This is a genomic window from bacterium (assembly GCA_020444325.1).
Taxonomy (GTDB): Bacteria; Bacteroidota; Ignavibacteria; order SZUA-365; family SZUA-365; genus BM516.
The window spans coordinates 91,052-116,215 of the sequence record JAHLLD010000013.1; the positions used below are offsets into that span (position 1 = coordinate 91,052).

The window sequence follows — 25,164 nt, forward strand, 5'->3', positions numbered from 1 at the left end:
ATAATAATTTTCTGTTTCGGTGTCAGCTGTCCGCTTTATCGCCGGTGCGCTTGAGATGGTACTCGATCGAGGCCTTTACGAAATCACGGAACAGTGGGTGCGGTTCGACAAGGCGCGAGCGAAGCTCGGGATGGAACTGCGAAGCGACGAACCACGGGTGATCCGGAAGTTCGATCATTTCCATGAGCGACTCGTCGGGAGAGGTGCCGGAGAACACCAGGCCCTTCTCTTCCAGCTGCGCAATGAAGGCGTTGTTGACCTCGTAGCGGTGACGGTGGCGCTCACTGATGTTTTTCCTGCCGTACGCATCGTAGGCGCGGGTGCCGCGCTTGAGTACGCAGGGAAAGCCACCGAGACGCATGGTACCGCCCATGGTCTGAATGCTTTTCTGTTCGAGCATCAGGTCGATGACATTCGATTCCGTTTCTACGAACTCCGCACTGTTGGCATCCTTGATGCCGCAGACGTTGCGCGCATATTCAATCACGGCGCACTGCAGTCCGAGACAAATGCCAAAGAACGGGATGTTGTTTTCCCGCACGTACTGTACGGCTTTGATTTTCCCTTCGATCCCGCGTTCGCCGAAGCCGGGAGCCACCAGCAATCCATCGAGATGCTTGAGATATTTCGCCGCCCCGTTTGTCTCGATATCCTCGGAATGAATCCAGTCGAGCTTGACCCGTGCGTTGTTTTCCGCACCTGCGTGCGCGAAGGCTTCGATGATACTCTTGTACGCATCATGATACTCGGCGTACTTCCCGCAGAGTCCGATTTCGATTTCGTGCTTGGGTTCCTTGAGCCGGCGCAGAATCTTGGTCCAGCGATCGATTTCCGCATCCTTGGGACGCATGTGCAGCAGATTGGTGACCTTCCTGTCGAATTCCTGCTTGCTGTATTCGACGGGCACCTCGTAGATAGTCTTGACGTCCAGCGCCTCGATGACCAGCTCCGGTTTCACATTGCAGAACAGACCGATTTTTTCCTTGATGGACTGCGGCAGGGGACGGTCGGAACGGCAGAGCAGGATGTCGGGCTGAATTCCCAGCTCGAGCAGCATTTTGACAGAGTGCTGCGTCGGCTTGGTCTTCAGCTCGCCGGCGGACGGGATGTAGGGCACCAGCGTGAGATGCACGATGATGGCGTTTTTCTTCCCGACGTTCATGACGAACTGACGCATGGCTTCGAGGAAAGGAAGGCTCTCGATGTCACCCACCGTGCCACCGATTTCCGTGATGATCACGTCATATTCATCCCCCTTGGCCAGCCGCGCAAAACGCCGCTTGATCTCATCGGTGATATGGGGAATCACCTGCACGGTAGCGCCGAGATAATCGCCGCGGCGTTCCTTGGTGATCACGTGGTTGTAAATCTGTCCGGTCGTGGTGTTGTTGTCTTTCGACATGTCACGGTTGAGAAAACGCTCATAGTGACCGAGATCGAGATCGGTTTCCGCGCCATCCTCGGTAACATACACCTCGCCGTGCTGGTAGGGACTCATCGTCCCGGGATCCACGTTGATGTAGGGATCGAATTTCTGAATGGTGACGTTGAGCCCGCGGCTCTGCAGCAGCATGCCGAGAGAGGAGGCCGCGATGCCCTTTCCGAGGGAGGAAACAACGCCGCCGGTGATGAATACGTATTTGGTCTGTTTCATGGGGGTGTGAGAGTGGTTACGTAACGCGCCGTATCACGCAAATACTACGAAATCAAGGTAGAGAAATACGGCGGGTGAAACAAAAATGAAGCTGTCGAAACGGTCGAACACGCCGCCATGTCCTGGCAGCAGGGTGGACGAATCCTTCACGCCGGCGTCGCGTTTGAGCAGCGATTCGACGAGATCGCCCAGCTGACCGATTATGCCTACGATTGCGCCGATGACCAGGGCTTCGCCGACCTGCAAATACCCGAGCAGCCATTGCTGTGCGATCAGCATACCCGCCAGGGCGGCGACGAATCCCCAGATGGCGCCTTCCCAGGTTTTGTTGGGACTGACGCGTGGGAAAAGCTTGTGCCTGCCCATGGCGCGTCCGCCGAAATAGGCGGCAGTATCGCAGAGCCAGATGGAGGCGAGGACGGAAATCACGGTATATCCGCCCCAGCTGTCGAGCTGCGACATCTGGGCAGCAGTGAGGTCAGCTGTCCCGAAGATCGGACCGACATGAAATTCCAGCACACTGAAAATTTCACGCATGCCAACGGCACTGCCGAGAAACAGTCCGATATACACGGCACCCAGAACGGTAGCCGCCACGTTGAGCAGCGGCCCCTCACGGTTGCGGAACAGCTCGATGAGCAGCACTGCCGGCATGAAAAGAAGCAGAATCCAGATGAACGCCTGCCATTGCAGGGGCCAGGGTATTCCGCCACCGAGCAGTGCGGGGATGTCGGCACTGAGCCGTTCATGGAGAAATACCAGCAGCAGCGCGAGTCCGGCGAGTATCATGGCCGCGGTCTGCGGCGCGGTGCCCTTTGCACGCGCCATGGCCGCGAATTCCTGCAGGGCAACGACCATCACAGCTGCGATGAACAGTGCCCACGCGTAGCCGCCGAGCCAGGCAAGCAGAAGAATGCCCGGAATCGCGATGACCGCGACTATGACCCGCGTGCCGGTATTACTCACCCGTTGTCCTCATCCTCGTCGTCCGACGAGAGCCCTTCCTCGCTCATCAGCGCGGTAATCACATCGCGGGCTTCGTCGATCTGCGCGCGCGGCACCATAACGTTGACCAGCGCAAGTGCGCCCATGTTGGTGAAATACACGTGATCATGCTGGTTGAAGATCATCGCATTGATACCCGCGCCCTCGAGATTGGCCTTGATCATCTCGGCCTCGTAGTCGGTGGACGTGCGGTAGGCGACCACGAATCCCTGATGCAGGTTGAGGTGATCGTCGTTCTCACAGAAAATGCGTCCGTTGTGGCGGGTACTGCACTCTTCACAGACCGGTTTCCCGCAGATCACACAGCCGCCGACGGCACGGCGGTCGGGATGGTTTTCACATTCCGGGGTGTCATCACTCGGAAGATCTGACTGAAGAACTCCACAGTTGTCGCAGAAGGTATCTTCGTCCCGCACGAATTCCTTGCAGTTGGGACAGAACTTCGGGGTGCCTTCAACCAGCGGGATTCTGCAATCGATACATTCCTTGATCCCGGGCTGATATTCTACGTGGCATTGCGGACAGTAAGGCATAAGACCTCCATGGTTAGGATGGCCGGGGGTACTCCCGGTCGCGATGGGCTGTAAGCTGCCAGAACAGTACAAGGCTCGCAATGAACACGGCGAGCGCAATGACGCCCGTGACCGCAAGCATGGCGGCGGAGGGCGTGTTCCCCGCAGTTTCCGCCGGCAGCAGACTGTCCGCATCGAACAGATACAACGCCAGCACCGCGATAGAATTATTCACCACATGTCCGGTCATCGCGTAGACAAGAGACGAACCGCGCCAGGTTATCACGGCGAAATACGTCCCAAGCAGTGCGAGCGGCACAAAGGTGATCGGATTCAAATGAAACATCGAAAAAATTGCGCCATTGAGCAAGAAGGCCCAGCGCAATCGCATACCTTTTTCAAACGACCAGAGGACAGTGCCGCGGAACAGCACTTCCTCGCAAATCGCCGGAGTCACGGCGATTACCAGCCATACAAACAGCGCTTCACCCGGAGAATGCATACCCAGCAGCGTGCCGTACAGCTCTTCGATGAGGTTTTCAAACTTGTCGAGCAGCGTCAGCATACTCTCTGGCAGCAGGTAATTGCGCAGGACGAACTGCTGCGCTTCCATGTACGCCTGCACGACGAACTGCAGTGAGACGACGCCGACGACGACCAGCAGCAAAGGACCAATACGCGGCATGTTCAGCCGAAGCGCCTGTCTCCAGTCCCACCGCATCAACTTCAAGAGAAGCACCGACGGTACAAGGAGGAAAAGAAACTGCGAGAACATGGTCACGAGACGCATTCCCTGCACATTCTCTTCACTGCCGAGTCCGAACAGAAGAAAACTGATGATCCCACCCAGAAGCTGATAGGAAACGAATACAATGATGAGAACAAGAAAACCGAAGAACACGGGATGCATGCCTGAAGAGACTGCGATTCCGCCAGGCATTCCGGTCTGCATCACCCCGCCCGGGCCCTGGAGAGAACTGCGGTCATTCAACGCACCATCGCCCTGCTCCTGCGCGGCATGCTCCTGATCCTGCACGGCATGCTCCTGATCCTGCACCGGATCTTCTCTTTCCTGCGGCTCGTGCTCAGTCATGGCCCTCTCCCGCGGCGCCGGTAATGTGTCTGCGCACCATCGCCGCCAGCAACGGAATCATCAGTTCATGATGGCCGGTGAACACGTACCCGCGTCCCGCTCCGAGCGTGGGACGCGTGACGACGTTCATGTTGGGACGGTAATGCTGTATCATATCGAAATTCGCAGCACTGAATCCGCGGGCGTCATGCCCGAGATTGCGCACGATGGTCAGTGCCTTGAGGAACACTTCGGGCAGGATCACGGCGGAACCGACGTTCATGACTACGCTGCGTTCACGAAGATCCTTTACTGAATGCGCGAGCACACGAAAATCCCTGAAACTCATTTCCCCGGTGACCGCACCGTCCATGCTCGGCTGCTGATGAACGATGTCAGTGCCAATGGCGGCATGGACGCTGACGGGCACGCCGAGCCGTACGCCGGCGGCAAGGATACTGTACGACAGGTAGTCCGGCGCAGTGTCGATAAGTGCGCGTCCGATGGCTTCCCCGAAACCGCAGTCATGCGCATCGCGTGCGGCCGCGAGGCTGCCGTTGATGAAATCTCCTGTCTCCTTCCACATCCCGAAGCTGCCGTCCTGCAAATTCGTTGCGACGTCTTCGGACGTCACCCCGAACAGGGCGGATTCGGAATCGTGAATGGCACCGGCACTGTTGAGCGCCACATGCGTCACCACCCCACGTTCCATCAGATCGATCACCAGCGGAGCGAGTCCCACCTTGATGACATGCGCACCCATCATGAGAATACAGGGCTGTCCGGCGGCATGCGCCACACCCACGACGTCGGCGAATGCGCGCAGCTCGCGGGCTTTGAGAATATTCGGCAGGGAGGCGAGAAATACGCCGAAATCATCTGTTCCGTCGAACGGCTTTGCGCAATCCTGCAGGTTCACCTTGTTGCTGCGCAGCTTGACGGACTGCGTCCGTATGTCGTCGAAATTCAACTGGGGAAACATGTACTACTCATGTAGGTGTGAGGAGACGGTCCCGAAGGACCCGGGAGTCCGTGGGTTCGACAGCACAAAGTACGAAAAAAGTCTTTCTTCCGGCATGTCACGGCTGAATCGCGAAGATCGCCAGGCTGACACGCCCACGCGAGGTACAAAAAGAAGGCGCGCCGTCTCCGCGAAGGGTGAGGGCGCGCCGGGGAAAAGTTCGTTTGCCGCGTCAGTTGATACGGGCCTTGATCGGCCCCCGAATCCCCTTGTACTCGGTAAGTTCGGAAGTAATGGATCCGATGGGGATTTCCGCATCGACCTGCACGGGGATTTTTCTTTCATCATCGGTCATCCAGACGAGGATGCGCCCCGATGCCTTGAACAGTCCACCTTCTTCCATCACCGGTTCGAGGACGATGGTACGGAACGTTCCCGCCTCCACCTCCACCGTTTCCTTGCCGTGATAAACCACGGTGAGTGTGTAGGTGCTGTCCTTGTAGAAATTCTTCAGCTCTACCTTCTGACCCTTGCGCATGCGACTGTAATCATAGGTACGCATGTAGTAGAATGCGGAAAGCACATCCTGCGTAAAGGCCGGCACGGGATACTTCCCTTCGCTTGTATACGCAATTTCCTTTTCGTGATCGAAACGGGCGCTGAAATCACGCTTGTAGCCGCCTTCGCGTATCCGCTGGATAAATTTCCATGGGAACAGGCCCTCCGCATCGATATGGGATTCATAGCGGTCACGCACCTGGTACAGGGCGTCGAAAAACGAGGTGGATTTGACAAGGAACTGGACATGGTAGCATTTCCGGCCTTTCTGCCACGAATAACGTGGAATGGCCATGCGCGCTTGTCCCGCAGTGACGAAGCCATAATTCACATCGAATATGAGTTCCTCGCCAACCGTGAAGGCAGACTGGTCGATTTCCCTGAATCGCGGCGGCTCGGCGCTGCTGTTTCCCGTTTTCTGTGCCATAAGCGTGGGAAAGGCGAGCGTGAGCTGCAGCATGATAAGCGATGTATAGACGAGCAGTTTCATGATAATCCTCCTTGGGCTGCCCATTATACCGCCTCCTGTCTGTCGTGGTTCCCGATTGTTGACCTGTTCATGTATAGTGCCGAATTCCCCGCTGCGAGACAAGACCAATCGCGATGCGCCGCGACGAACTCCTATCCCTGACCCGCGAGCAGATCCTGTGCAGCCTCGGCGGCGTCACTGGCTTCGATGCGCAGCATGTCGTCATGCTGCGGGCAGGAAGATGACGCACAGTCGGTACAGTCTTCCGCCAGGGGTGGGGTGAGGACGCGAACATGGTGTCCGAGGGGACCCCAGCGGCGGGGATGACAGACACGTTCGAAAGGGTAGAGTCCCAACACCGGGGTGCCCACAGCGGCGGCAAGATGCAGGGGGCCGGTGGAATTCGCAACGCAGAGCGCCGCACCGGAGAGTACCGCCGCGAGCTGTACCAGACTGAGTGATGAGGAGATGGGTCGTGCATATCCCGCGGACTGCGCAACGACACGTTCCTGCAGCTTGCGTTCTGAGGGGGTGCCGGTAACGATGGAAATGAGATCCTCGTCTTTGCCCAGCATTTGTGCCAGTTCCGCGAATCGCTCCGGCGGCCAGTCTTTCGCCGAACCTCCGCTCCCGGGGTGCAGCACGACGAAACGTTGTCCCTCTTCAATCCCTGCTGACGCGAGTTCATGGCGCGCTTCCTCACGCAGGGCGTCAGGAATGAGGAGCTGCGGAAGTAATGCTTCCCCCGCTTCTATCCCCGCATTGCGGAGCAGACGCAGATTGTAATCTCTCTCATGCAGCAGGGATGGGTGCCGGTGTTCCTTCCTGCGATGCGTAAAGAGGAAAGAGTACCAGCGGTAAGCGATGCCCGCGCGAATGGGAATACCGGCCAGGCGGGCTGCAAAGGCGAGCCTGGGACGCGGATAGGCAAAAAAGGCGGCATCGAAACGCTGTGCACGCAGGGTACGCGCAAACGTCTGGATGCCGCCTGTCAGATCACGAGCGGGAATGCTGATGACGTCGTCGACGAAGGGACAGAGCGCAACAAGGCTGCTCGTGTACTCCTGCACAACGAAGGTGATGCGGGCAGCGGCGTCATGCCGTCGGAGCGCTTCCGCCATGGGAAGCGTCAGCATGAGATCGCCAATGCGATCAGTGCGGAATATGCAGTAATGCGCCACCGTTCCGCACCGGGATCAGAGCTGCTTCATCATTTCCTTTGCACGCATGGCGTCCTGCGAATCCGGATACTTCGCAATCAGCTCTTCCCAGATTGCGCGTGCTTCCTCCTTGTTGTCGGCCACAGCAGCGAGGGCACCGAGGTTATACATGGCCGTGGTGTTCTCCGGTTCGAGTTTCAGCACACGGCGTGTAATATTCTCGGCTTTGTCTTCCTGCTTGGTCTCAAAATACGCCACCGAAAGGTCGAGCATGGCGGCAGTATTCTTCGGTGCAGCCTTGATGTAGCGTTCGAAAAGCGGCAGGGCGTTTTTTGCCTGATGGGCGTCAAGCAGCATGCGTGCGTACACGAGCACGTCGCTGGTATCGCTGGCATCCTGCGCTTCGATTTTATCACCGAGTCTCTTGAATTCGGCCATGAAATCGCCGCGGACATTCCCGGCGCCCGGATTTTCATCGCCCCCCATATTTGGTACGTCAGGGTGTCCAGGAGGCATTTCTCCTGCCGCCGGCGGCTGCTGCTGCGGCGCTTCATTTTCATCCGGCAGCAGCAATACGATGACAATAATGGCCACCAGCGCCACACCGATGATCATATAAAGTTTTGATGCGTTCATATGTACTTCCTTCTTGTCTTGCGTAAGAGCATGTAAACATGCATTATCAGAACGTAATGATACGAAAAAAGCGGGAGAAGCGGAGGCGCGGGACGCCCGCGATCCCGTTCCCCGCCTTTTCGTCCATTTCGCCAAGTCGCCCGGACTTGCGATATTGGGATACCCCGTTTCAGTAATTATTTCAAAATCCGTGCCGCAATCCCCGCTCATTCTCGCTTCCCGTTCTCCGCGCAGGAGTGCCCTGCTGCGACAGATCGGCCTGGAATTCACCTGTCTCCCCAGCAGCGTGGATGAGATTCTCGATGAAACCGTGTCGCCGGCCGACCACGTCACCATCCTTTCAGAACGCAAGGCGCGGGATGTGGCGTCCACACTGGACGAAGGTGTGGTTGTCGGCGCTGATACCATCGTCGTTCTTGACGGGGAAATCATCGAGAAGCCCGCTTCTCCCGACGAAGCGGTACAGATGCTGCAGCGACTCAGCAACGCCCGGCATGAGGTGTTCACGGGCTACGCACTCGTGGACGCTGCGACGCAGCGCACGCTCACCCGCTTCGAACGGACGGAAGTCTGGTTCCGCCAGCTCGCTGAAGAGGAGATCTCCTCATACGTGCAATCGGGCTCGCCGATGGACAAAGCGGGAGCGTATGGAATACAGGACGATTTCGGCGCCGTCTTCGTTCGCAAAATTGTCGGGGATTACTATAATGTAGTGGGGCTGCCCCTGTGCAGCTTTTACTGCAGTTACCGAACATTCACCAAGCAGGGACCCGAGATCAATGGGTGCACGCTGGCGTAAGAAAATATTTTTCTCACTCGCCTTTGGTGCGCTCGTCTGGATCGCACTGACCATTTACGCGGATTTTGATGATCTGCTCGCAGCATTTGCGGAGTTCAACTGGGCCTGGGCGCCGCTGATCCTCTGCTGCACGTTTATCAACTACGTGTTCCGCTACTGGAAATGGGATTATTACACCGCCACGCTCAATGTGCGACCGAAACGTTCGGAAAACATCATCATATTTTTCACGGCGTTTACCATGGCGGTGACACCCGGGAAATTCGGCGAAGTGCTGAAATCCTACCTGCTCAAGCAGGTGAACGGCACCCCGGTGCGTGTATCCGCCCCGATTGTGATTGCCGAACGCCTCACGGATTTTATCGGACTCATCCTCCTGCTTATCATCGGCGCCTATGTCTTTGACATCAGTCGCGTGGCCGTTATCGCCTTTGCAGTCTTTTTCGCACTGGTCACCGCCCTGCTTGCGTGGAGGCGCGGCTCTCTCAAAATGATCGCACTGTTCGGCCGTCTCCCCTTCTTCAGTCGCTTCATTGAACATGCGGAAAGCGCCTACGAAAGTATGTATGTCATGCTGCGTCCCCGTCCCCTCCTGGTCACCATCCTTCTCAGCGTGGTGTCCTGGTTCTTCGAATGCTTCGGGTACTACATCGTACTGCATGTCTTCGATGCGCCGCCGACCGTGCTCAAGGCCACGTTCATCTATGCATTTTCCACCGTCGTCGGCGCGGTGAGCATGCTGCCGGGGGGACTCGGAACCACTGAGGGCAGTTTGACCGGACTCGCGCAGCTTGCAGGCGCCACGCCTGATGTCGCTGTCGCTTCTACATTTATCATCCGCAGCGCCACGCTGTGGTTCGCCGTGCTGCTGGGCATCATCGTCACTTTCGCGTTCCAGCATCGCCTGCATGTCAACCTCGACGAGATCGATCTCGAAAACATAGAGAGCTGACAACCACATTACGCAATTAGGGAGATTGCATCATGCGTACCGCTATTCTATTGCGGACAGGACTACCATTCCTGTTCGCCATCTGCTGTTGTGCCGCAGCTTCGGCGCAGCAGCATACCATTGACCCAACCCTGCTCGAAGCATTCATTGATCCCGAGCAGGAGGACGATCTCGAGCAGATACTTGACGACCTCACCGCATTGCAGGAGCAGCCGCTCTGCCTTGCCTCTGCCACACGGCACGACCTGGCCGCCCTGCCTTTCCTCGATGAAAGCGACGCGGCTGCTATCATCACAATCATGAATGACAGTGTCCCATCGTGGGAGGCGCTGCGTCGTGTCTTCTCAGGTCAGCCCGCGCAGTTCACCCTGCTTCGCGCATGCGCGAGATTGCGCTGCGATGAAGCAATGGAAATGCATATGGGATTGCGCAGCCGGTTCCAGCAGGAAGATCTCCCGCGCCAGGGATACCTTGACGGCAGCTATACCGGATCACGCGCCCGTCTCCTGCAGCGTTTCAGGATGTCCGTCGGCAGAAATGTGCATGCGGCCGTACTGCTGGAGAAAGATCCCGGTGAGCGCATGCTCACCGATCACTATGCCGGGTATCTCAGCGTGGAAAACATCGGCGTGCTGCGCAAACTCGTACTCGGAGACGCAGCGGTGACTGCGGGACAGGGACTGGTATTCTGGCAGTCGTTCGCCATGTCCAAATCGTCGCAGGCCACCGGCGTGGCGCGCCGTCCCTCCCTGCTGCGCGCGCGGGTGAGTTCGAGTGAAGGCGGGGGCTCGCGGGGTGTCGGACTGCAGCTGAATCTCGCTCCGGCTGACCTGGTTCTGCTGTTCTCGAGCACGTCGCGGGACGCAACCATCGACGAAGAAAGTGGGACCGCGGGGAGTTTCGGTGAAGATGGACTGCATCGGACGGAGAGTGAGCAGCAGCGCAGATCCCGTGTCCATGAGCAGCTCGCCGGGATGCACCTGCTGCTCAGCGACATCGCTCCCGGATTGCAATGCGGTACCTCCATGCTGGCCGCACGCTATTCCGTCGCCTCGCTTGCGTCGAGTCCTTTCTCCTTCGAAGGCGACCGGGCATGGACAGGCGGACTGAACCTGCGATGGTCGGGAGCTTCGGCAACCATCTACGGTGAAGCGGCCCTTGCACATACGCACGCTGCCGCCTTCGTCGCAGGCACGGAACTGCAGCCGCATGCGCATGCGCGTCTTGCGTTACTGTATCGGCGCTATGACGCAGGCTTTGTCAGTCTGCAGGGAAACGCCTTCGGTGAACGCAGCGGCAATACGCAGAACGAGGAAGGACTGTACTGTGGTCTCCGCCTCCGACCGTATCCCCGGCTGCGTGCCGACATCTGGGTCGACATTTTCCACTACCCCAACAGAACAGCCCTGCTCGATCTCCCCGCTTCGGGCAGTGAAGCATCATTTGGTCTCAGCTGGCGTCCCTTCACGCGCACCGAGGCCGCTCTCCGTGTTCGCAGCGAACGGAAAGACCGGGAAGTGGCCGCGACCGATGCGCTCGGACGCGACACGCGCAGTCTGACGTCCCGCAATAGCACGACGCTGCGTCTTCAGCTCGACCACCGCAGTGCGGAGAACTGGCTGCTGCGTCTGCGGGCCGATTATCATCATGTTTCCTGGGACAGCTGGCTGCCGTCCTCCGAAGGCTACATGGCAGGTGTGGATCTGCGCTGGCAGGCCACAGAAAGTGTAAAGCTTACGGCAAGCTGCTGCGCGTTTCACAGCGGCGACTGGGAATCGCGGCTGTACCGTTTTGAATACGACGTCCGCGGTCTCATGCGCAGCATTGCCTGCGATGGTGACGGGTTCCGCAGCTATCTGCTTGTCGACGTTGCCGTCGCACCACGCATCACTATCGGGGCACGCTATGCACTGCTTGTCCGTGAGGGAGTTCAGAAGATCGGCAGCGGGCGCGACGCCGTAGAGGGAGACCGCCTGGGGATACTCTCGCTGCAGCTCGACTGGGAATACGGACCATGAGGCGTCCATGCTTCAGTGCAACCGGGGAAACGGACCGTGTTCAGCTGTCGCGTTCTTCTTCGCTTTCGAGAATCTGGAGGTAGTTTCGATACCGGAGGGGATGGATGTCTTCACGTTCCACTGCGGCCTTGACACCACAGTCGGGCTCATGCGTATGCGAACAGGAGGGGAAACGGCATTCGTCGGCATACTGCAGGAATTCCGGGAAGTACGTATGCAGATCGGTCGCGTCGAACTGGAACAGCCCGAATTCCCGTATCCCCGGTGTATCGGCGATCCACCCCCCTTGAGGCAGCGGGAAGAGTGTGCTGCGCGTCGTCGTATGCATACCGCGCTGACTCTGATCGCTCAGTTCGCTGATCTTCTCATCGACTTCAGGAATCAGGGCATTGAGCAAACTGGTCTTCCCCACCCCGCTGTGCCCTGAGAATGCGGAAAGCTTTCCTTTCACTTCCGCGCGCAACGCGTCGAGTCCCTCATCAGTTACACAACTGGTGAGCACGACATCATATCCTGCGTCATGGTACATGGACTGCAGTTCGTTGATAAAGTCCATACCGTCTTCATCGGCAAGATCGATTTTATTGATGCAGATCAGCGCATGTACCCCGCCCATCGCTGCCGCGACCAGGTAGCGGTCAATGAGTCCGGGACGCAGCAGTTCATCCGTCGCCGCCGCGGTGACGATGATTTGATCGATGTTGGCGACCAACACCTGTGCGTATTCCGCATCGCGTATCGACGAACGCAGCAGGTACGACTCGCGCTCATACACATGGGTGATCACGGCTTCATCGTCGCCGCTGGACAGGTAGCGCACACGGTCACCGATGGCAAGCAGTGTCGTATCGGGATTTTCCGTCGTGGTGGAGCGGCGGGGACGCGCGCGCAATTCTTCATCCCCGTCCAGCAGTACGGCATGGGTCCCCCCGGTCTGCAGCACCAGGGCGTCGCGCTCTTCTTCCTGGGATACGAGATGGAATTGCCGTGGTGCAGATCGTTTGCGGTCGAGCTGATCGTCGTCATTTTCCCCTTCCCCGTCATACGACCAACGGCCGGTCCCTTTGCGCCATTGCTTTGCAATGTCTTTGCGCTTGTGCACCTGGCGGTGCACCTTCTTCCGCTTTTTCTGCTCGTCGCTCATTGCCGCCTATTCATCCTGATCCTCCGGCGCACCAAGCGACTTGCACCAGGTGCTCAGGTCCTCGATGAGTTCGGGCATAACATGCCCTTCCTGCTCATAATTCCATGGCCCCGGCCTGGCATCGGTACGGATGAAAATATGGTAGGCGTCAGGGTACGTGCGGAAGGTGACATTGTCTTTCCCCTCCAGCCATTGCTTCCAGAGCACCATCTCCATCTGTGAGGATTGATAATCCTTGCTCCCGCGCGCGATGAACATCGGGACCTGAAGCTGCCGGGCAAAGGCTTTCTGATCACGCTTGTGCAGGTCATAAAAATACGATGCCGGCATGTGCAGCAGCATCTTGCTTTCCATCAGTGTCTCTTCCTGGATTTCCCTGCTCTTCTTGATCGCATTGTCCAGTTTGATTTTCTCGGTGGGCGAGAGCGTGTCCTGCTGTGAGGCGATGAAGCGAAGCTGATCGGCAATCACAACTTCGAGGGGACGCGCGGTGGGTGCCAGCATGATAACGCCGTCAACCGATGGCATGTGCGCGGCGATTTCCGGGCTCAGGCTCGCGCCGAGGCTGTGTCCGAGAAGGATAAGATGCGTGGTGTCGCATTCCGGGCGGTCGCGCAGCAGTTCGAGTGCCAGGATGGCATCATCGATGGTTTCTTCCTGCACGGTGATTTTCAGCGGGTTCAGCTCCCGCGCGTACTGCCGCGTGCGCTTGACATAGCGCAGCACCATCACACCCCGGCTCGCGAGACCCCAGGCCAGGTCACGGAACATCTTGTTTCCCGCGATTGTCTCGTCCTTATCGTTGGGACCGGAACCATGCACGAGCACGACGCCTGGGAACGGTCCATCACCTTTCGGTACACTCACCACGCCAGGCAGGGGATACTCTTTTCCCACATTTACATCCACCTCGGTGAAGGACGTCGTGTCGGCATACGGAGGGATGGGAAAACTGTATTGCCGGCGAATCGGATTCAGCCAGAATCCGCCGATCAGGTTGCTGGAATCCACCACCATGCGCACATCAATACTGTCTTTTTCCAGGTACAGCCGCCGGACGACATTTGCGTAGCTGCCATTCGGCACGGCAGTGTTCTGCCGGTGGCGGAGAATCTTCCCGGCTGAGGCCTGCAGGCGGTCGAGCAGCTCACCCCATTTCTCGACGGTGATTTTCTCACGCAGCGTTTCATGTTCGAGCGCCTCGACCTTTTCCCACTGGCGATTGATCAGGGCGTCGAGGAAGACCTCCGCGGTGTGCTGCTGCTCAGCAGACTGCGCATGCAGCAGCGAAGCGGCGGGCAACATGGTTGCCGTCAGAATACATATGAAAAAAAATCGGTGTGTCATTATTGACCGGTACTGGTGTGACATCGTCGCCGCTCGTGCGCGGCGCTGCTTGTGCAGAAAGATACAGTGTGACGGCGTGCAGGGAAAGAGTCCGCAGATCTTCATGAAATGGCATCAGGGAATGATGATCAACGGGAAACTCCCGCGCACACCCGCTTCGGGACATGCGAGCATATAGCTCCCGGCAGGAAGTGCGTCCAGCCTCAGTTGCAGCACGTTCTCACCGCGCTGCAGCGAATACGTCTCTGAGAGCCTGGTGCGTCCCAACGCATCGCGCAGCTGCAGTGTGACTTCCTTCGCCTCGAGGCTCTCCGCGGTGAGCGACACGATGCCCTTCGCCGGCTGAGGCCATGGAGCGGAGAGAAACACACCGCTCAGAACGACGACATTGTTGTAGCAGGAATCGCGTACGACAATCATGCCATCCCCTGTTCGGATTTCCACTGCGGCATTGATCCTGGCATCGTCCAGCAGTCTCACGGGGATGCGGTATCCCGCATCGGGAAACACGCGAAGCGGCAGCTGTACAGGGAAATATGCAGAATCTGCATATCCCTGCAGCTCAAGCTGCAGCTGTTCCGCATTATGCACTTTCTGCATATTTGCGCGCGCAACGCGCCATCCCGGCGGCAATCGCAGCGCCGTGGCATCAAATGGGGGCACAAATACGGCCTGATCAGCCGAAATTTCGGCCGTCAGGGTGATGCGCTGCAGCTTTTCCGGCACATCAAGCGGCAAAACATGCAAATGGAGCCAGCCCTCTCCACCGCGGTCGATGCGCACGGTATCGAGCTGCATGACACCCGATGCGGAATATGCACTTTCTGCATATCGCAGGCAGCCGTTCGCGGAACGGGAAATCGTGCCCGCCAGCCGAGGCTGCTCACCCGCAGCATAATGAAGCTGAAAGCGGGCAAGGAGATAATATCCGTCCTGCAATCCGCTCGCCGGGGGCTGCACCGACACTTCGAGCGCTCCCCCTGTCTGCGAGAAACCGGTCACCCATTGCAGGGCTTCCAGCTGCATGGCACGCATGCCGCTGAGTGGAATGCTGAGGGTGAAATCCCCGGGCTGCAATCCTTCACGCAACTCAACACCCATTGCCACCGTTGTCACCGTATCGTCATCCCATGGCTCCGCGGGCGAGAACCAGACGTTGAGCGGCAGAAGATCTCCTTCGCGGTATGGCAGCGTAACCTCCTGACGCTGCCAGAGCGTGTCACCGCTGGCAAGGATATAGCCAATCTCGAATTGCCGGGTTTTGCCGTTCGCGCAGCTGCGTCCCGTCGCAGACAGCGTGCACCAGAGGCGCATGGTATCAGGCCGCAGGATGTCGTTGTATATGGAATCGACAGCACCGGGCACGTCATGTTCAAGCATGAAACCACCCGTCGCCCTGGTCAGTGTCTCCATGGCCTGCACGCCTTCTTCCCTGTTACGCAGCAGGAGCACGTATATGGGGACGTTGTCAACCGCTGCGCGTCCGCGCACCTGTTCCAGCGTCCTGCCGTACCAGCTGGTGTTGTTGTATCCGTCCGTCACGAACACCACCGCGCGCCGGCTTCCGCTGCCCTGCCCCACGGCGTCTTCGATGGCATTGTGCATGCATTCATACAATGCCGTACCGTTGAAGGGCCACTGTGCGACGCTGAGTCCGTCAACCGCCCGCTGCAGGGACGCGCTGTCACGCGTCATATCACGTTCATGATCGATGCCGGTGGCGAACGCCCAGAGGGAAGCTTCTGCTTCCTGATCGGTAAAGCGCATACGCGCGAGAAAGGATTTCGCAATCTGAATGGCAGGCGGAAAATTCGCATCGAGGCTGCGTTCGATGCCCAGGGCGATGGAGGGGGTTTCCACGGGTACGGGGGGACAGTCCAGGCGCACCGGCAGCAGACTCCCGTCCTCACGCAGCACGATACGCGCTTCCTCCGGTGGATACACCGCTCGTCCACCCGCAGTGACGCGCAGGGAAAGCGTGATGGCAGGATACGCGGAAACATCGAGGCCACGTATTTCCAGGCTGTTCTGAGCCGCGGCGCCTGCCACGACCACACAGAGCAACAGTACTGTCAGAGAAGCGCGCATGCCGGAAACTACAAAGATGGAGGAAGGAAAGCCATGCCGGGTCAGTGTGTCCCTGTCTGCCGCAGCCACTGTTCAAAATCCGCGATGCGCTCGGGCGTACCGAGATCACTCCAGTACGCTGCGCTTTCGAAGCCCTGGAGCTCCGCGCCCGCAGCCATCGCCTGACGGTAAATATCGAAGATGTCGGCGAAACCGCGGGGGAAATCCGTACGGAACAGCGCGGGACTGATCACATGCACACCGCAGAAACCGCGCTGCATTGCGTCGGCGGGTGGGAGCTGCGTTTCGTCAAACCAGCTCTGCTTGCCGAGAAAGCGCCAGTCGCGGTCGAAAAGTACGGGACGGCTGGTGGGACGTTCATTGACGAGAAGGGTGGCCAGCGCACCGCGCTCCTCATGCCGCGCGAGCATGGGACGAAGGTCCTGCGCGGTGAACGTATCCGCGTTACACACAAGGAAGCTGCCATCGCCCGCGAGATGCTCTGCGGCGTTGAGTATGCCTCCTCCCGTCCCCAGTATGTCGCGCTCATGGACAAGTGTCAGCCGCATGCCGAAATCCTGCTGCTCGAGCCACGAGGCAATCTGCTTTGCGCGATGATGGAGATTGACGATCACCTCGCTGCACCCGCTGCGATGCAGTGTTTCGAGAGCCAGGGAAATCATCGGCCTGCCACCGGCATGCACAAGCGGTTTCGGAAGCTCGGGGATATGCCCGGCGAGCCGCGTTCCGAATCCGGCGGCAAGCACCATGCCTTTCATTGCCAGCGCTCCCGTTCGGTATGTTCGACCGTACAGGTGTAGCCATGCAGCCGCAGCATGCGTGCCGCATACTCGACGCAGAATACCGAGCGATGCTGCCCCCCCGTGCAGCCGAATGAAACCTGGAGATGTTCAAATTTCCGCGCGTTGTACAGACCGGCGGCATGTTCGATCATCGCGATCGCATGCGAGAGAAAGACGGCGGTTTCGGGCTGCTTCTCCAGGTACGCTCGCACCGCGTCATCGAGTCCGCTGACATGTCTGTACTGCGCCTCCCGGCCGGGATTGGGCAGGCAGCGCGCATCGAACACAAACCCCCCGTGATTGCCGTGGGGATCGACGGGGATACCGCTGCGGTGATAGCCAAAGGAATAAAGCGCAATGGTGAGCATCAGGACTCCGGGAATTCGAGATGAAGGGCGTCAGGCTGACCGCTGATATCGAGCAGCAGTTTCTGCAGGTTCGGAAGGTTCTCCATGATCTCAGCCTCCCTGACAAGCATGGCAAGGCTCTGCAGACGCGAAGGAATCAGAGTGAGAAAGGACGGCTTGTTCTTGTTGAGCCCGAGATTCCCGAATGCGCCGAGCGCCTGCAGCAGGCGAAGAACAGCGAATCCTTCAAAGAGACGGGCGAAGCTGCGCCGTTCTATCGAAATGCGCCGTTGCACACCGTCCATGTAATGTTCAAGCAGACGCTGCCGTATGTCCCGCGGGAGGCGTCCCTTGCTGTCAAACAACAGGGCAGCCACATCATATTGCAGCGCTCCGCGTCGGCCGGACTGAAAATCGATGAACCATGGCGCGCCGTCACGAACCATGATATTGCGGGATTGAAAATCCCTGTACAGAAAGAACCTCCGCTCAGACTCGAGCAGCAATGAAATCAGGCGCTCCCCGTCGCGGACATATGCGCTGCTGTCGTATGGGATACGAACGAGCGGCTCGAGAAACATCGATCGAAAGTACGCGAGATCGAAGCGCATGGCATCGGTCCCGAATTCAGCGGTCTGGTAGCAATAGGAATAGTCGACAGCATCAGCGGCATCGATCTGGAAGCGGAGAAGATCATCGAGGACGTCGCGATACATTTGTTCCGCTGCGGCATCGATGCCATCACCTTCGCGATGCGAGTCCAGCCATGCCGCCAGCGTTGTTTCCCCGAGATCCTCTTCGAGATAACACCGCTCCCGCGGGTCGACGGCATGGATTTCGGGTACAGGGAGTCTGGAAGCTCTGAATCCTCTTGCAAAAGCGATAAACGCGCGATTTTCTTCGAGGGACGGTCCCATGACCCCGATCGCGGAATTGCCACCCCCACGAATACGCAGAAGTTTACGGTCTGAAGCATCCCCCTTGAGCAGGACCGCAGCTTCTGCAGATGCGCCAAAGGTATCGTGGAACGCCTGTTCCAGCCAGCGCAGGTCTTCGTCCTGCACACCGCTGTGTTCAAGCCCCGGGGTTATCATCGCGCGGCAACCGGCGGCGATGGTGCAGGGAGCTTCATCAGCATGGGATGATATTTCGGGTTGATGGTGCCGAACGAAAGCAGGCGGTCATGAAACGCGCGGAGCGAGAACTGCTCCCCTTCCGCGGCCTGCACGCGGTCGCGCAGCTGACGGATTTTCATGTTGCCATAGAAATACGTGCTGAGCTGCACACTGGTCAGACAGGCCCGCCTCCACTTGCCCGCGGCCTCTCCCTCTTCCTGGAAACCGCGGCGCATCATCAGATCCATCGCTTCTGCTTCGCTCATCCCGCCACGATGAATGCGCTGGTCAATAATCGCATTGATCAGGAGGCGGAGATACATCTTGAGCTGCTGCATGTGCATGGCCTCACCACCAAAGCCTGCGTCCGCCATGAACTGCTCACAGTATGTCGCCCATCCCTCTGCGAAGACGCCGCTGGGAAACACGTTGCGCAGCAGTGTCGGTGTCTCGGCATGATTGGCGGTCACGAGCTGCAGGTAGTGCCCTGGCATGGCTTCGTGGACAACCAGATCTTTGAGCATATGCGTGTTGTACTCACGATAGAACGACGCCCTGCGGCTTTCCGGCCAGTGTTCTGGCGTCGGAGCGATGGCAAAGAAGGTCTTCCCGTTTTTCTCGAGTGCCCCGGGGGAATCACAGTACGCGACGGCGACACCACGCTGGAACTCAGGCATGACGATGATATCGAGCGGCTCTTTCGGCACCGTCACGAGCTGATGTTTGAGAACAAACGCCCTGGCTTCCTCAAGCGTCGTTTCCGCCAGTCCGACAATGGTGCTGTCGCTGGGGTGGTCCTGCGCCAGCAGGTCGAGCACAGCGCGGATGCGTTCTCCGCGTTCCGCGGGAAGCGGAGCTTCCGGCATAAGCTTCGCATACAGTGAGGATGCGACCCGGTCCATTTCCTCCGTCGTAACGTCGAGCAGTCGCTCTGCCTCTTCAAGCAGTTCCTGTGGCGCGAGGTCGGTATCGAGTTGCAGCGCGAACTTGCGGCTGTACAGCTCCTCTCCCAGGCGGAAATCCCCTGTCGACCTGTCCAGGAGTTCATTTCGCAGCCAGAGCTCATAGGCTTCCAGCTCCTGCACCGCCGCGTCACGTGCAATGGATACGGAGTCACGCAGTGCCGGAGGCAGCGAATCGATGAAGGGCTGCATGGTGACTTCCAGCAGGGCGATACTTCCCGCATTCTGCAGGATGGCTGTCTGGGTATGGATGAGCGGTGGATGCTGCAGATTCACCCGCGCACACCCCAGGACGTGCTGCATCGCGTTCATCCGATGCATGGCCGAGCGCATACGCTGTTCGAGCGGGATGCCGTCGCGCGCGATGAGCAAATAGATCGCATCACTGGCGTTGTAATCCAGCGGATTCCATTGCCATTCCCGCAGTTCCTCGATTTCGAAAATCCCTTCGTCGAGCACGTGCTGAAAAATGTCATAGTCGATCATGTGCTCGGGCGAAAGCGTCTCCACCCTGATGCTGCGGAGGGTATCGCGGTAGGCGCGGTAGAGTGCCGCAGCTTCGGCATATCCTTCGGCAGTGCAATCATTGAGAAGATCGTCAAAGCGATGGTCGCCCAGCGCCGTGGCCGCTTCGGGGAAGGTGGCGAGATACTGCTGCAGGAAACGATCTGCCAGCGCCTCGAAGGCGCGGTCTTCGTCACTGCGCGAGTCGCTGCTGCATGAGAACAGGAGCAGCAGGACGGGAAGGAGGAAGAGAAGGGTGCGTTTCATGGGAGTCCGGATAAAAAAACGGGATCATCGAAAGTACGTGAATTTCCGGTGATCCCACAAGCGTACGTGCTGCAAGCAACGATTAACGAATACGAATCACTACGATAGTGATGTCATCGTTCTGTTCAGCCCCGTTGCGGTGCAGTTCGACTTCATGGATGAGCATGTCCTGCAGTTCCGCCGAAGTTTCACAGCGTGCCTGCTGCACAATTTGAATCACGCGGTCTTCCCCGAACTCATGCTTCTCCGCGTCCATCGCTTCCGTCAATCCATCGGAATAAAGCAGAAGCAGTCCATCCTCCCGCAGCGGGAATGTCTTTTCTTCCAGGGCCCGCTCGAACACCTCGCCGGGTTCGAGACCGAGACCCATCCCGTCCGATCCGAGGAAGCGCATTTCCCCATTGAGATCCACAAGGGGCTGCGTATGACCCGCACGGCACACGGTCACAGTCCCTGCATCGAGGTCGAAAAGGGCGAGGATCATCGTTATGAAGGAATTGCGTTCCATGCCTTCGTAAATGAGACGGTTGACGCTGCTGAGAATTGAGCGTGGCGTGTCGTACTGCTGCGCGGCAAAGCGGATCATTCCCTGCACTTTCGCCATGTACAGCGCAGCGGAAACACCCTTGCCGGACACGTCGCCGACGGTAACGAGAAGCCTGTTGTTCGGCAGCTCGATATAGTCGTAATAATCGCCGCCCACAGTCATGGCGGGAATGGAGATTCCAGCGATATCGAGGCGATCAATCGGGGGATTGGTTTTCGGCAGCAGTCCCTGTTGTATGCGCTGTGCGATCTTGAGCTGCTCGGCAATTTTCTGCTTATCGATTTCAGAGCGATGCAGACGTGCATTCTCGATTGCGATGGCCGCCTGGCTGGCGACGGTCGAGAGCAAGTCCATATCCTCCTGTGAATACACGCTTCCGCTCATCTTGGGTCCCACATTGATCGCACCGATCATGCGGTCCTGCAGGAACATGGGCACCATCAGAATAATGCCTGACGCTTCGAGTTTCTGTCTGTCGACCTCGCTCGTGATGCGTTCATCTTCATCGAGATGGGCAACGGAAAACGGAGCCCGCGTTTTCTTGAGCAGCTGCAGAATACCGCCTTCCTGCGCCGAAAACTCCACGAACTCTTCAGGGATGTTTTTACTCAGCACATTGCATCCGTTGTCGCCGTCACAGAGTCCGACCGACACTTTCTCGACATGCATGGTGGATGCAATCCGGTTGACCACGCTGCTCAGAATCTGCTCGAGATTGATCTGCCTCGGCAGTTCATTGCTGAATTCGAGCAGTGCCTTCTGGTAATTGTAACGCTCCCTGTAAAAAAGCCTGTCGATGCCAAGCTGCACTCGCTGTTTGAGAGGATCGAACAACAATGCGATGGCGATGAAGGCAACCAGGGTAAGCAGCTGATTGTCCGTTTCCCCCAGCACATTACCGAGCAGGCTTCCCAGACCGAACACGACGCCGAGATAGATCGCAGCGATCGCCGCCGTGATCAGACCGTACATGAGGCTGCGCTTGACGATCACCGTAAAGTCCATCAGTCTGTATTTGATGATGGAGTACCCGAATGCCGGCGGAATGCCGATGACCAGCAAAGCGGGAATCAGCAGATACGGTTGCAGAAAGATGGCGAATCGGTACGTCGTCGTGAGGATGAGGATATACAGGAACGCTGCGATACCGATGAAAACGGACTGCAGGATGGGACGCAGCTGAACGCGACGATCGGGTTCGACCTTCCGGTAATAGCTGTGGATGAACAGTCCAAGTCCCGTCAGGAAGAATGCATACGGCAGGATTTCCGCCACCGCCACAAGTTCCTTCCCGAGGACCAACCCCAGATCTCGCTGAAAATAAAACGCGAGGGAATACAGACTGGCAAGTGCCGTCGTTCCGTAGAGAACGGGCATCAGCCACCGGCGCTGTGTGATGGCGCGACGAACGGGGAAGAACAGGAAGAAGCTGATAAAGGTCGGTGGGGCCAGGGCCCGTGCCAGCAGGTTGATCGATCCCATGGTGCGTACTTTCCACAGCGGGTCGTAGTAGTCACTGATGGCCAGCGTCGACATGCCGAAGAAGAACATGGCGAATATGCCAAACCTGGCAAATTTTCGCTGAATGCTTCCCTGGGGACGCGCCATGACCACGAGATATCCCACGAGCAGAAAACCGAGTCCGAGCAGAAACTGCGCGAGGTAAGGATAGTTGAAAGTTTTCCGCACACTGACGTTGAATGTGCGCAGCTGACCGTCGCGATCGACCAGGAACCTGGCGGTGGATCCCGCTTCGTGCATGTTCAGGTAATACTGCGGTCCCCTCGGATTATTGACACTCACGCCGTCGATACGGAGCAGCACGTCGCCATCTTTCACCCCGGCACGATCCGTGACGCCGTCCTGCACAATGTCGGTGATGACCATGGTTTCAAAAATGCGATCACGCAGCAGAACGCCAAGGGTGTCTTCACCCTCGTGGCGCGTCAGCAGAATCTGCCTGCTGCGGTGGTCACGTTCAATGCCCAGCTGCACGCTGTCGCTGCGTGGCGACGCATCGAGAATGGGACGAATATCGGTGGTGCGGGACACCGGGACGCCATTGACGGAGGTGATAATGTCACCAGGTTCGAGTCCGCCCCTGTCTGCAGCTCCCCCTTCAGAAAGGTGATATACGTGAATACGTGTGGTGTCGGAGTACAGCTGCTGCCACTTGCACTGATCATTGCTCGGTACACGCCACACCATGATGTGCATGAAATTGTACGATGTCACCGCGAGCACCAGCATCGCGAACACCGTATACATCAGGCGGATCCAACTCGTTGATATGCCATTGAGGGTATTGCGCATACGTCGGCAGCGATGGTTCAGCAGTGAGACAAGAAATCTTTATAGCGATGCCTGAAAGTACGATGCAGAACGCATTATTAAAATCTGGAAATTCATCCCTTCTCCGTCGGGATGGTCCTGCACGCAATCCAGGATTGAAATGATGACCTGTACTTTTCAACCTACGTGGAAAACCTCCCACAGTTGCATTCCAAGGCAGGGAAATACGCCTGCCACGATGAGGGATGTCCCCTGTGTCTGCACCCTGTCCTGCTGCAAAGCGCGTGGCTGAAATATTTGCCATTTTGCGGTCTATTCCGCAGATTATTTTCCATCCCTTCAACCAGGAGGCGTCTGCATGGCCTCAACGCTCGCGTTCCCCGATCTGCTGATCGTCGTGTGCTACATTCTTCTCGTCATCGGCATCGGCGTGTACTTCACGCGGAGGGGAACGACGCGGGTCGACTATTTCCTCGCCGGAAGAAATATCGGCTGGCTGGCGATCGGCGCATCCCTTTTCGCGACGAATATTTCGAGTGAGCATTTGCTGGGACTCGCGGGAACGGGGTCCAAATCCGGTCTTGCCGTGGGACATTTTGAATGGCTGGCCTGCCTGATCGTGCTGTTGCTCGGCTGGGTATTCACGCCATTCTATCTCAAGTCGGGCGTGTTCACCATGCCCGAGTTCCTCGAGCGGCGATACGGAAAAAGTGCCCGGTGGTATCTGAGCGTCATTTCCATCGTTGCGTATGTACTGACAAAAATTTCCATTTCCCTCTACGCGGGCGGAATCCTCTTGAACGCCGTGGTGGGATGGGACATGTACACCTCCGCTGTCGTGATCGTGCTTATCACCGGCATCTATACCGTGCTCGGCGGACTCAGCGCCGTGATCTATACTGATCTCGTGCAAATGTTCATTCTCATCTTCGGGTCTGTTGCGTTGACAGTGATTGGACTCGATCGTGCCGGGGGCTGGGATGCCGTGGTGGCTGCGACGCCCCCGGATTTCTGGCATATGTTCAAGCCCATGAGCGATCCGGATTTTCCATGGACCGGCATCGTTTTCGGCGCCCCGATACTGGGGATCTGGTACTGGTGCACGGATCAGTATATCGTGCAGCGCGTGCTCAGCGCCCGCAATCTCGATCATGCGCAGGCGGGTACGGTTTTCGCCGGTTTCCTGAAAATCCTCCCCGTATTCATCCTCGTGCTGCCCGGCGTGGTGGGGTACGCACTCTCGGGCGGTGAAGTCACGGGCGATGCGAGCTTTGCCTGGATGATCACCACACTGCTTCCGGAGGGACTCCGCGGATTGGTCGTGGCAGGACTGCTGGCTGCGCTCATGTCGTCGCTCAGCGCAATGTTCAACTCCACGTCCACCCTCTTCACCATGGATATCTATCAGAAGCTGCGTCCCGACGCAGGCGAGAAGAAAACCGTTCGCGTGGGACGGCTGGTCACGGTCGCGATGGTAGTGCTCGGACTACTGTGGATTCCGTTTATTGGTTTGCTGAGCGATGAGCGTATGTACGTGTATCTGCAGAGCGTCCAGGGCTACATTTCTCCACCCATCGCCGCGGTTTTCCTCTTCGGCATTTTCTGGCGGCGCGTGAACGCGAAAGGCGCCATGGCTTCCCTGCTGACAGGACTGTTTCTCGGTGCATTCCGCTTCATACTTGAAATCGCGCACAAACTCGATCCATTTCACAACCCGGTGCTAGTGACCATGGCGACGGTGAATTTTCTTCATGTCGCAATTTTCCTGTTTATTGTCTGCTCGCTCGTCCTCGTGGGCGTCTCACTCGCAACAGCCGCCCCCGACCGCAGCCGGCTGGTTAATCTCACATTTTCGGAAACACCCCGGGAGGCAAGCCGCAGCAGCGCCATGCGTCGCGTCAATATCGCGATGTCCACAGTGCTCGTCATCCTCCTCCTGCTGCTCTGGTGGCAGTTCCGCTAAACCCCCGCAA

General features: G+C 58.0%; 20 protein-coding genes. 4 read left to right on the forward strand and 16 right to left on the reverse strand.

Annotated elements, in window-relative coordinates:
• Positions 1 to 22 precede the first annotated feature (22 nt).
• From KQI65_15285 to KQI65_15320, 8 genes are all read right to left on the reverse strand, one after another.
• Positions 23 to 1,654, reverse strand: coding sequence for a CTP synthase (locus tag KQI65_15285; GenBank protein ID MCB2206104.1), 1,632 nt, complete (start codon positions 1,652 to 1,654; stop codon positions 23 to 25).
• A 33-nt stretch (positions 1,655 to 1,687) separates the two neighbouring features.
• The gene (locus KQI65_15290; GenBank protein ID MCB2206105.1) at positions 1,688 to 2,620 is read right to left on the reverse strand and encodes a phosphatidate cytidylyltransferase; all 933 of its coding nucleotides are present in this window, start codon (positions 2,618 to 2,620) and stop codon (positions 1,688 to 1,690) included.
• Entirely contained in the window at positions 2,617 to 3,192 is a 576-nt protein-coding gene (locus KQI65_15295; GenBank protein MCB2206106.1) for a DUF2007 domain-containing protein, read from the reverse strand. The genes KQI65_15290 and KQI65_15295 overlap by 4 nt, the downstream gene beginning before the upstream one ends.
• Before the next feature lie 13 nt (positions 3,193 to 3,205).
• Positions 3,206 to 4,264, reverse strand: coding sequence for a CPBP family intramembrane metalloprotease (locus KQI65_15300; GenBank protein ID MCB2206107.1), 1,059 nt, complete (start codon positions 4,262 to 4,264; stop codon positions 3,206 to 3,208).
• Entirely contained in the window at positions 4,257 to 5,225 is a 969-nt protein-coding gene (locus KQI65_15305) for a hypothetical protein (protein MCB2206108.1), read from the reverse strand. Before KQI65_15305 ends, KQI65_15300 begins: the two co-directional genes overlap by 8 nt.
• 211 nt (positions 5,226 to 5,436) lie before the next feature.
• A complete protein-coding gene (locus KQI65_15310; GenBank protein MCB2206109.1) occupies positions 5,437 to 6,276 on the reverse strand; it encodes a DUF3108 domain-containing protein in 840 nt (279 codons plus the stop codon).
• Positions 6,277 to 6,383: 107 nt separating this feature from the next.
• Positions 6,384 to 7,412, reverse strand: coding sequence for a glycosyltransferase family 9 protein (locus KQI65_15315; GenBank protein MCB2206110.1), 1,029 nt, complete (start codon positions 7,410 to 7,412; stop codon positions 6,384 to 6,386).
• Positions 7,413 to 7,427: 15 nt separating this feature from the next.
• Complete coding sequence (locus KQI65_15320; protein MCB2206111.1) at positions 7,428 to 8,027, reverse strand: tetratricopeptide repeat protein; 600 nt, start codon at positions 8,025 to 8,027, stop codon at positions 7,428 to 7,430.
• A gap of 190 nt (positions 8,028 to 8,217) precedes the next feature.
• On the opposite strand from KQI65_15320, the gene maf reads away from it, so the two are divergent.
• Genes maf through KQI65_15335 form a run of 3 tightly spaced genes read left to right on the forward strand, consistent with a single transcriptional unit; the run spans position 8,218 to position 11,796 of the window.
• Positions 8,218 to 8,826, forward strand: coding sequence for a septum formation protein Maf (maf, locus tag KQI65_15325; protein MCB2206112.1), 609 nt, complete (start codon positions 8,218 to 8,220; stop codon positions 8,824 to 8,826).
• Positions 8,807 to 9,778, forward strand: coding sequence for a flippase-like domain-containing protein (locus tag KQI65_15330; GenBank protein MCB2206113.1), 972 nt, complete (start codon positions 8,807 to 8,809; stop codon positions 9,776 to 9,778). The genes maf and KQI65_15330 overlap by 20 nt, the downstream gene beginning before the upstream one ends.
• A 32-nt stretch (positions 9,779 to 9,810) precedes the next feature.
• A complete protein-coding gene (locus tag KQI65_15335; GenBank protein MCB2206114.1) occupies positions 9,811 to 11,796 on the forward strand; it encodes a hypothetical protein in 1,986 nt (661 codons plus the stop codon).
• A gap of 40 nt (positions 11,797 to 11,836) precedes the next feature.
• On the opposite strand, the gene rsgA is transcribed toward KQI65_15335, so the two are convergent.
• The 8 genes from rsgA to KQI65_15375 all read right to left on the reverse strand — a co-directional run bounded on the left by rsgA (position 11,837) and on the right by KQI65_15375 (position 23,212).
• On the reverse strand, positions 11,837 to 12,940 hold the full coding sequence (gene rsgA, locus KQI65_15340; protein ID MCB2206115.1) for a ribosome small subunit-dependent GTPase A: 1,104 nt from the start codon (positions 12,938 to 12,940) through the stop codon (positions 11,837 to 11,839).
• A 6-nt stretch (positions 12,941 to 12,946) separates the two neighbouring features.
• Positions 12,947 to 14,287, reverse strand: a complete 1,341-nt coding sequence (locus KQI65_15345; GenBank protein ID MCB2206116.1) for an alpha/beta hydrolase — start codon at positions 14,285 to 14,287, stop codon at positions 12,947 to 12,949.
• A 114-nt stretch (positions 14,288 to 14,401) separates the two neighbouring features.
• On the reverse strand, positions 14,402 to 16,375 hold the full coding sequence (locus tag KQI65_15350) for a VWA domain-containing protein (GenBank protein ID MCB2206117.1): 1,974 nt from the start codon (positions 16,373 to 16,375) through the stop codon (positions 14,402 to 14,404).
• A 41-nt stretch (positions 16,376 to 16,416) separates the two neighbouring features.
• On the reverse strand, positions 16,417 to 17,133 hold the full coding sequence (locus KQI65_15355; GenBank protein MCB2206118.1) for an NTP transferase domain-containing protein: 717 nt from the start codon (positions 17,131 to 17,133) through the stop codon (positions 16,417 to 16,419).
• Complete coding sequence (locus tag KQI65_15360) at positions 17,130 to 17,525, reverse strand: ATP-binding protein (GenBank protein MCB2206119.1); 396 nt, start codon at positions 17,523 to 17,525, stop codon at positions 17,130 to 17,132. The genes KQI65_15355 and KQI65_15360 overlap by 4 nt, the downstream gene beginning before the upstream one ends.
• A complete protein-coding gene (locus KQI65_15365) occupies positions 17,525 to 18,598 on the reverse strand; it encodes a phosphotransferase (protein MCB2206120.1) in 1,074 nt (357 codons plus the stop codon). Before KQI65_15365 ends, KQI65_15360 begins: the two co-directional genes overlap by 1 nt.
• Entirely contained in the window at positions 18,595 to 20,352 is a 1,758-nt protein-coding gene (locus tag KQI65_15370; protein MCB2206121.1) for a DUF885 domain-containing protein, read from the reverse strand. Before KQI65_15370 ends, KQI65_15365 begins: the two co-directional genes overlap by 4 nt.
• Before the next feature lie 82 nt (positions 20,353 to 20,434).
• On the reverse strand, positions 20,435 to 23,212 hold the full coding sequence (locus tag KQI65_15375; GenBank protein MCB2206122.1) for a SpoIIE family protein phosphatase: 2,778 nt from the start codon (positions 23,210 to 23,212) through the stop codon (positions 20,435 to 20,437).
• Between the two features lie 337 nt (positions 23,213 to 23,549).
• On the opposite strand from KQI65_15375, the gene KQI65_15380 reads away from it, so the two are divergent.
• Positions 23,550 to 25,154 (forward strand): sodium:solute symporter, encoded by a 1,605-nt coding sequence (locus KQI65_15380; protein MCB2206123.1) that lies wholly within the window; start codon positions 23,550 to 23,552, stop codon positions 25,152 to 25,154.
• Positions 25,155 to 25,164: the final 10 nt, after the last annotated feature.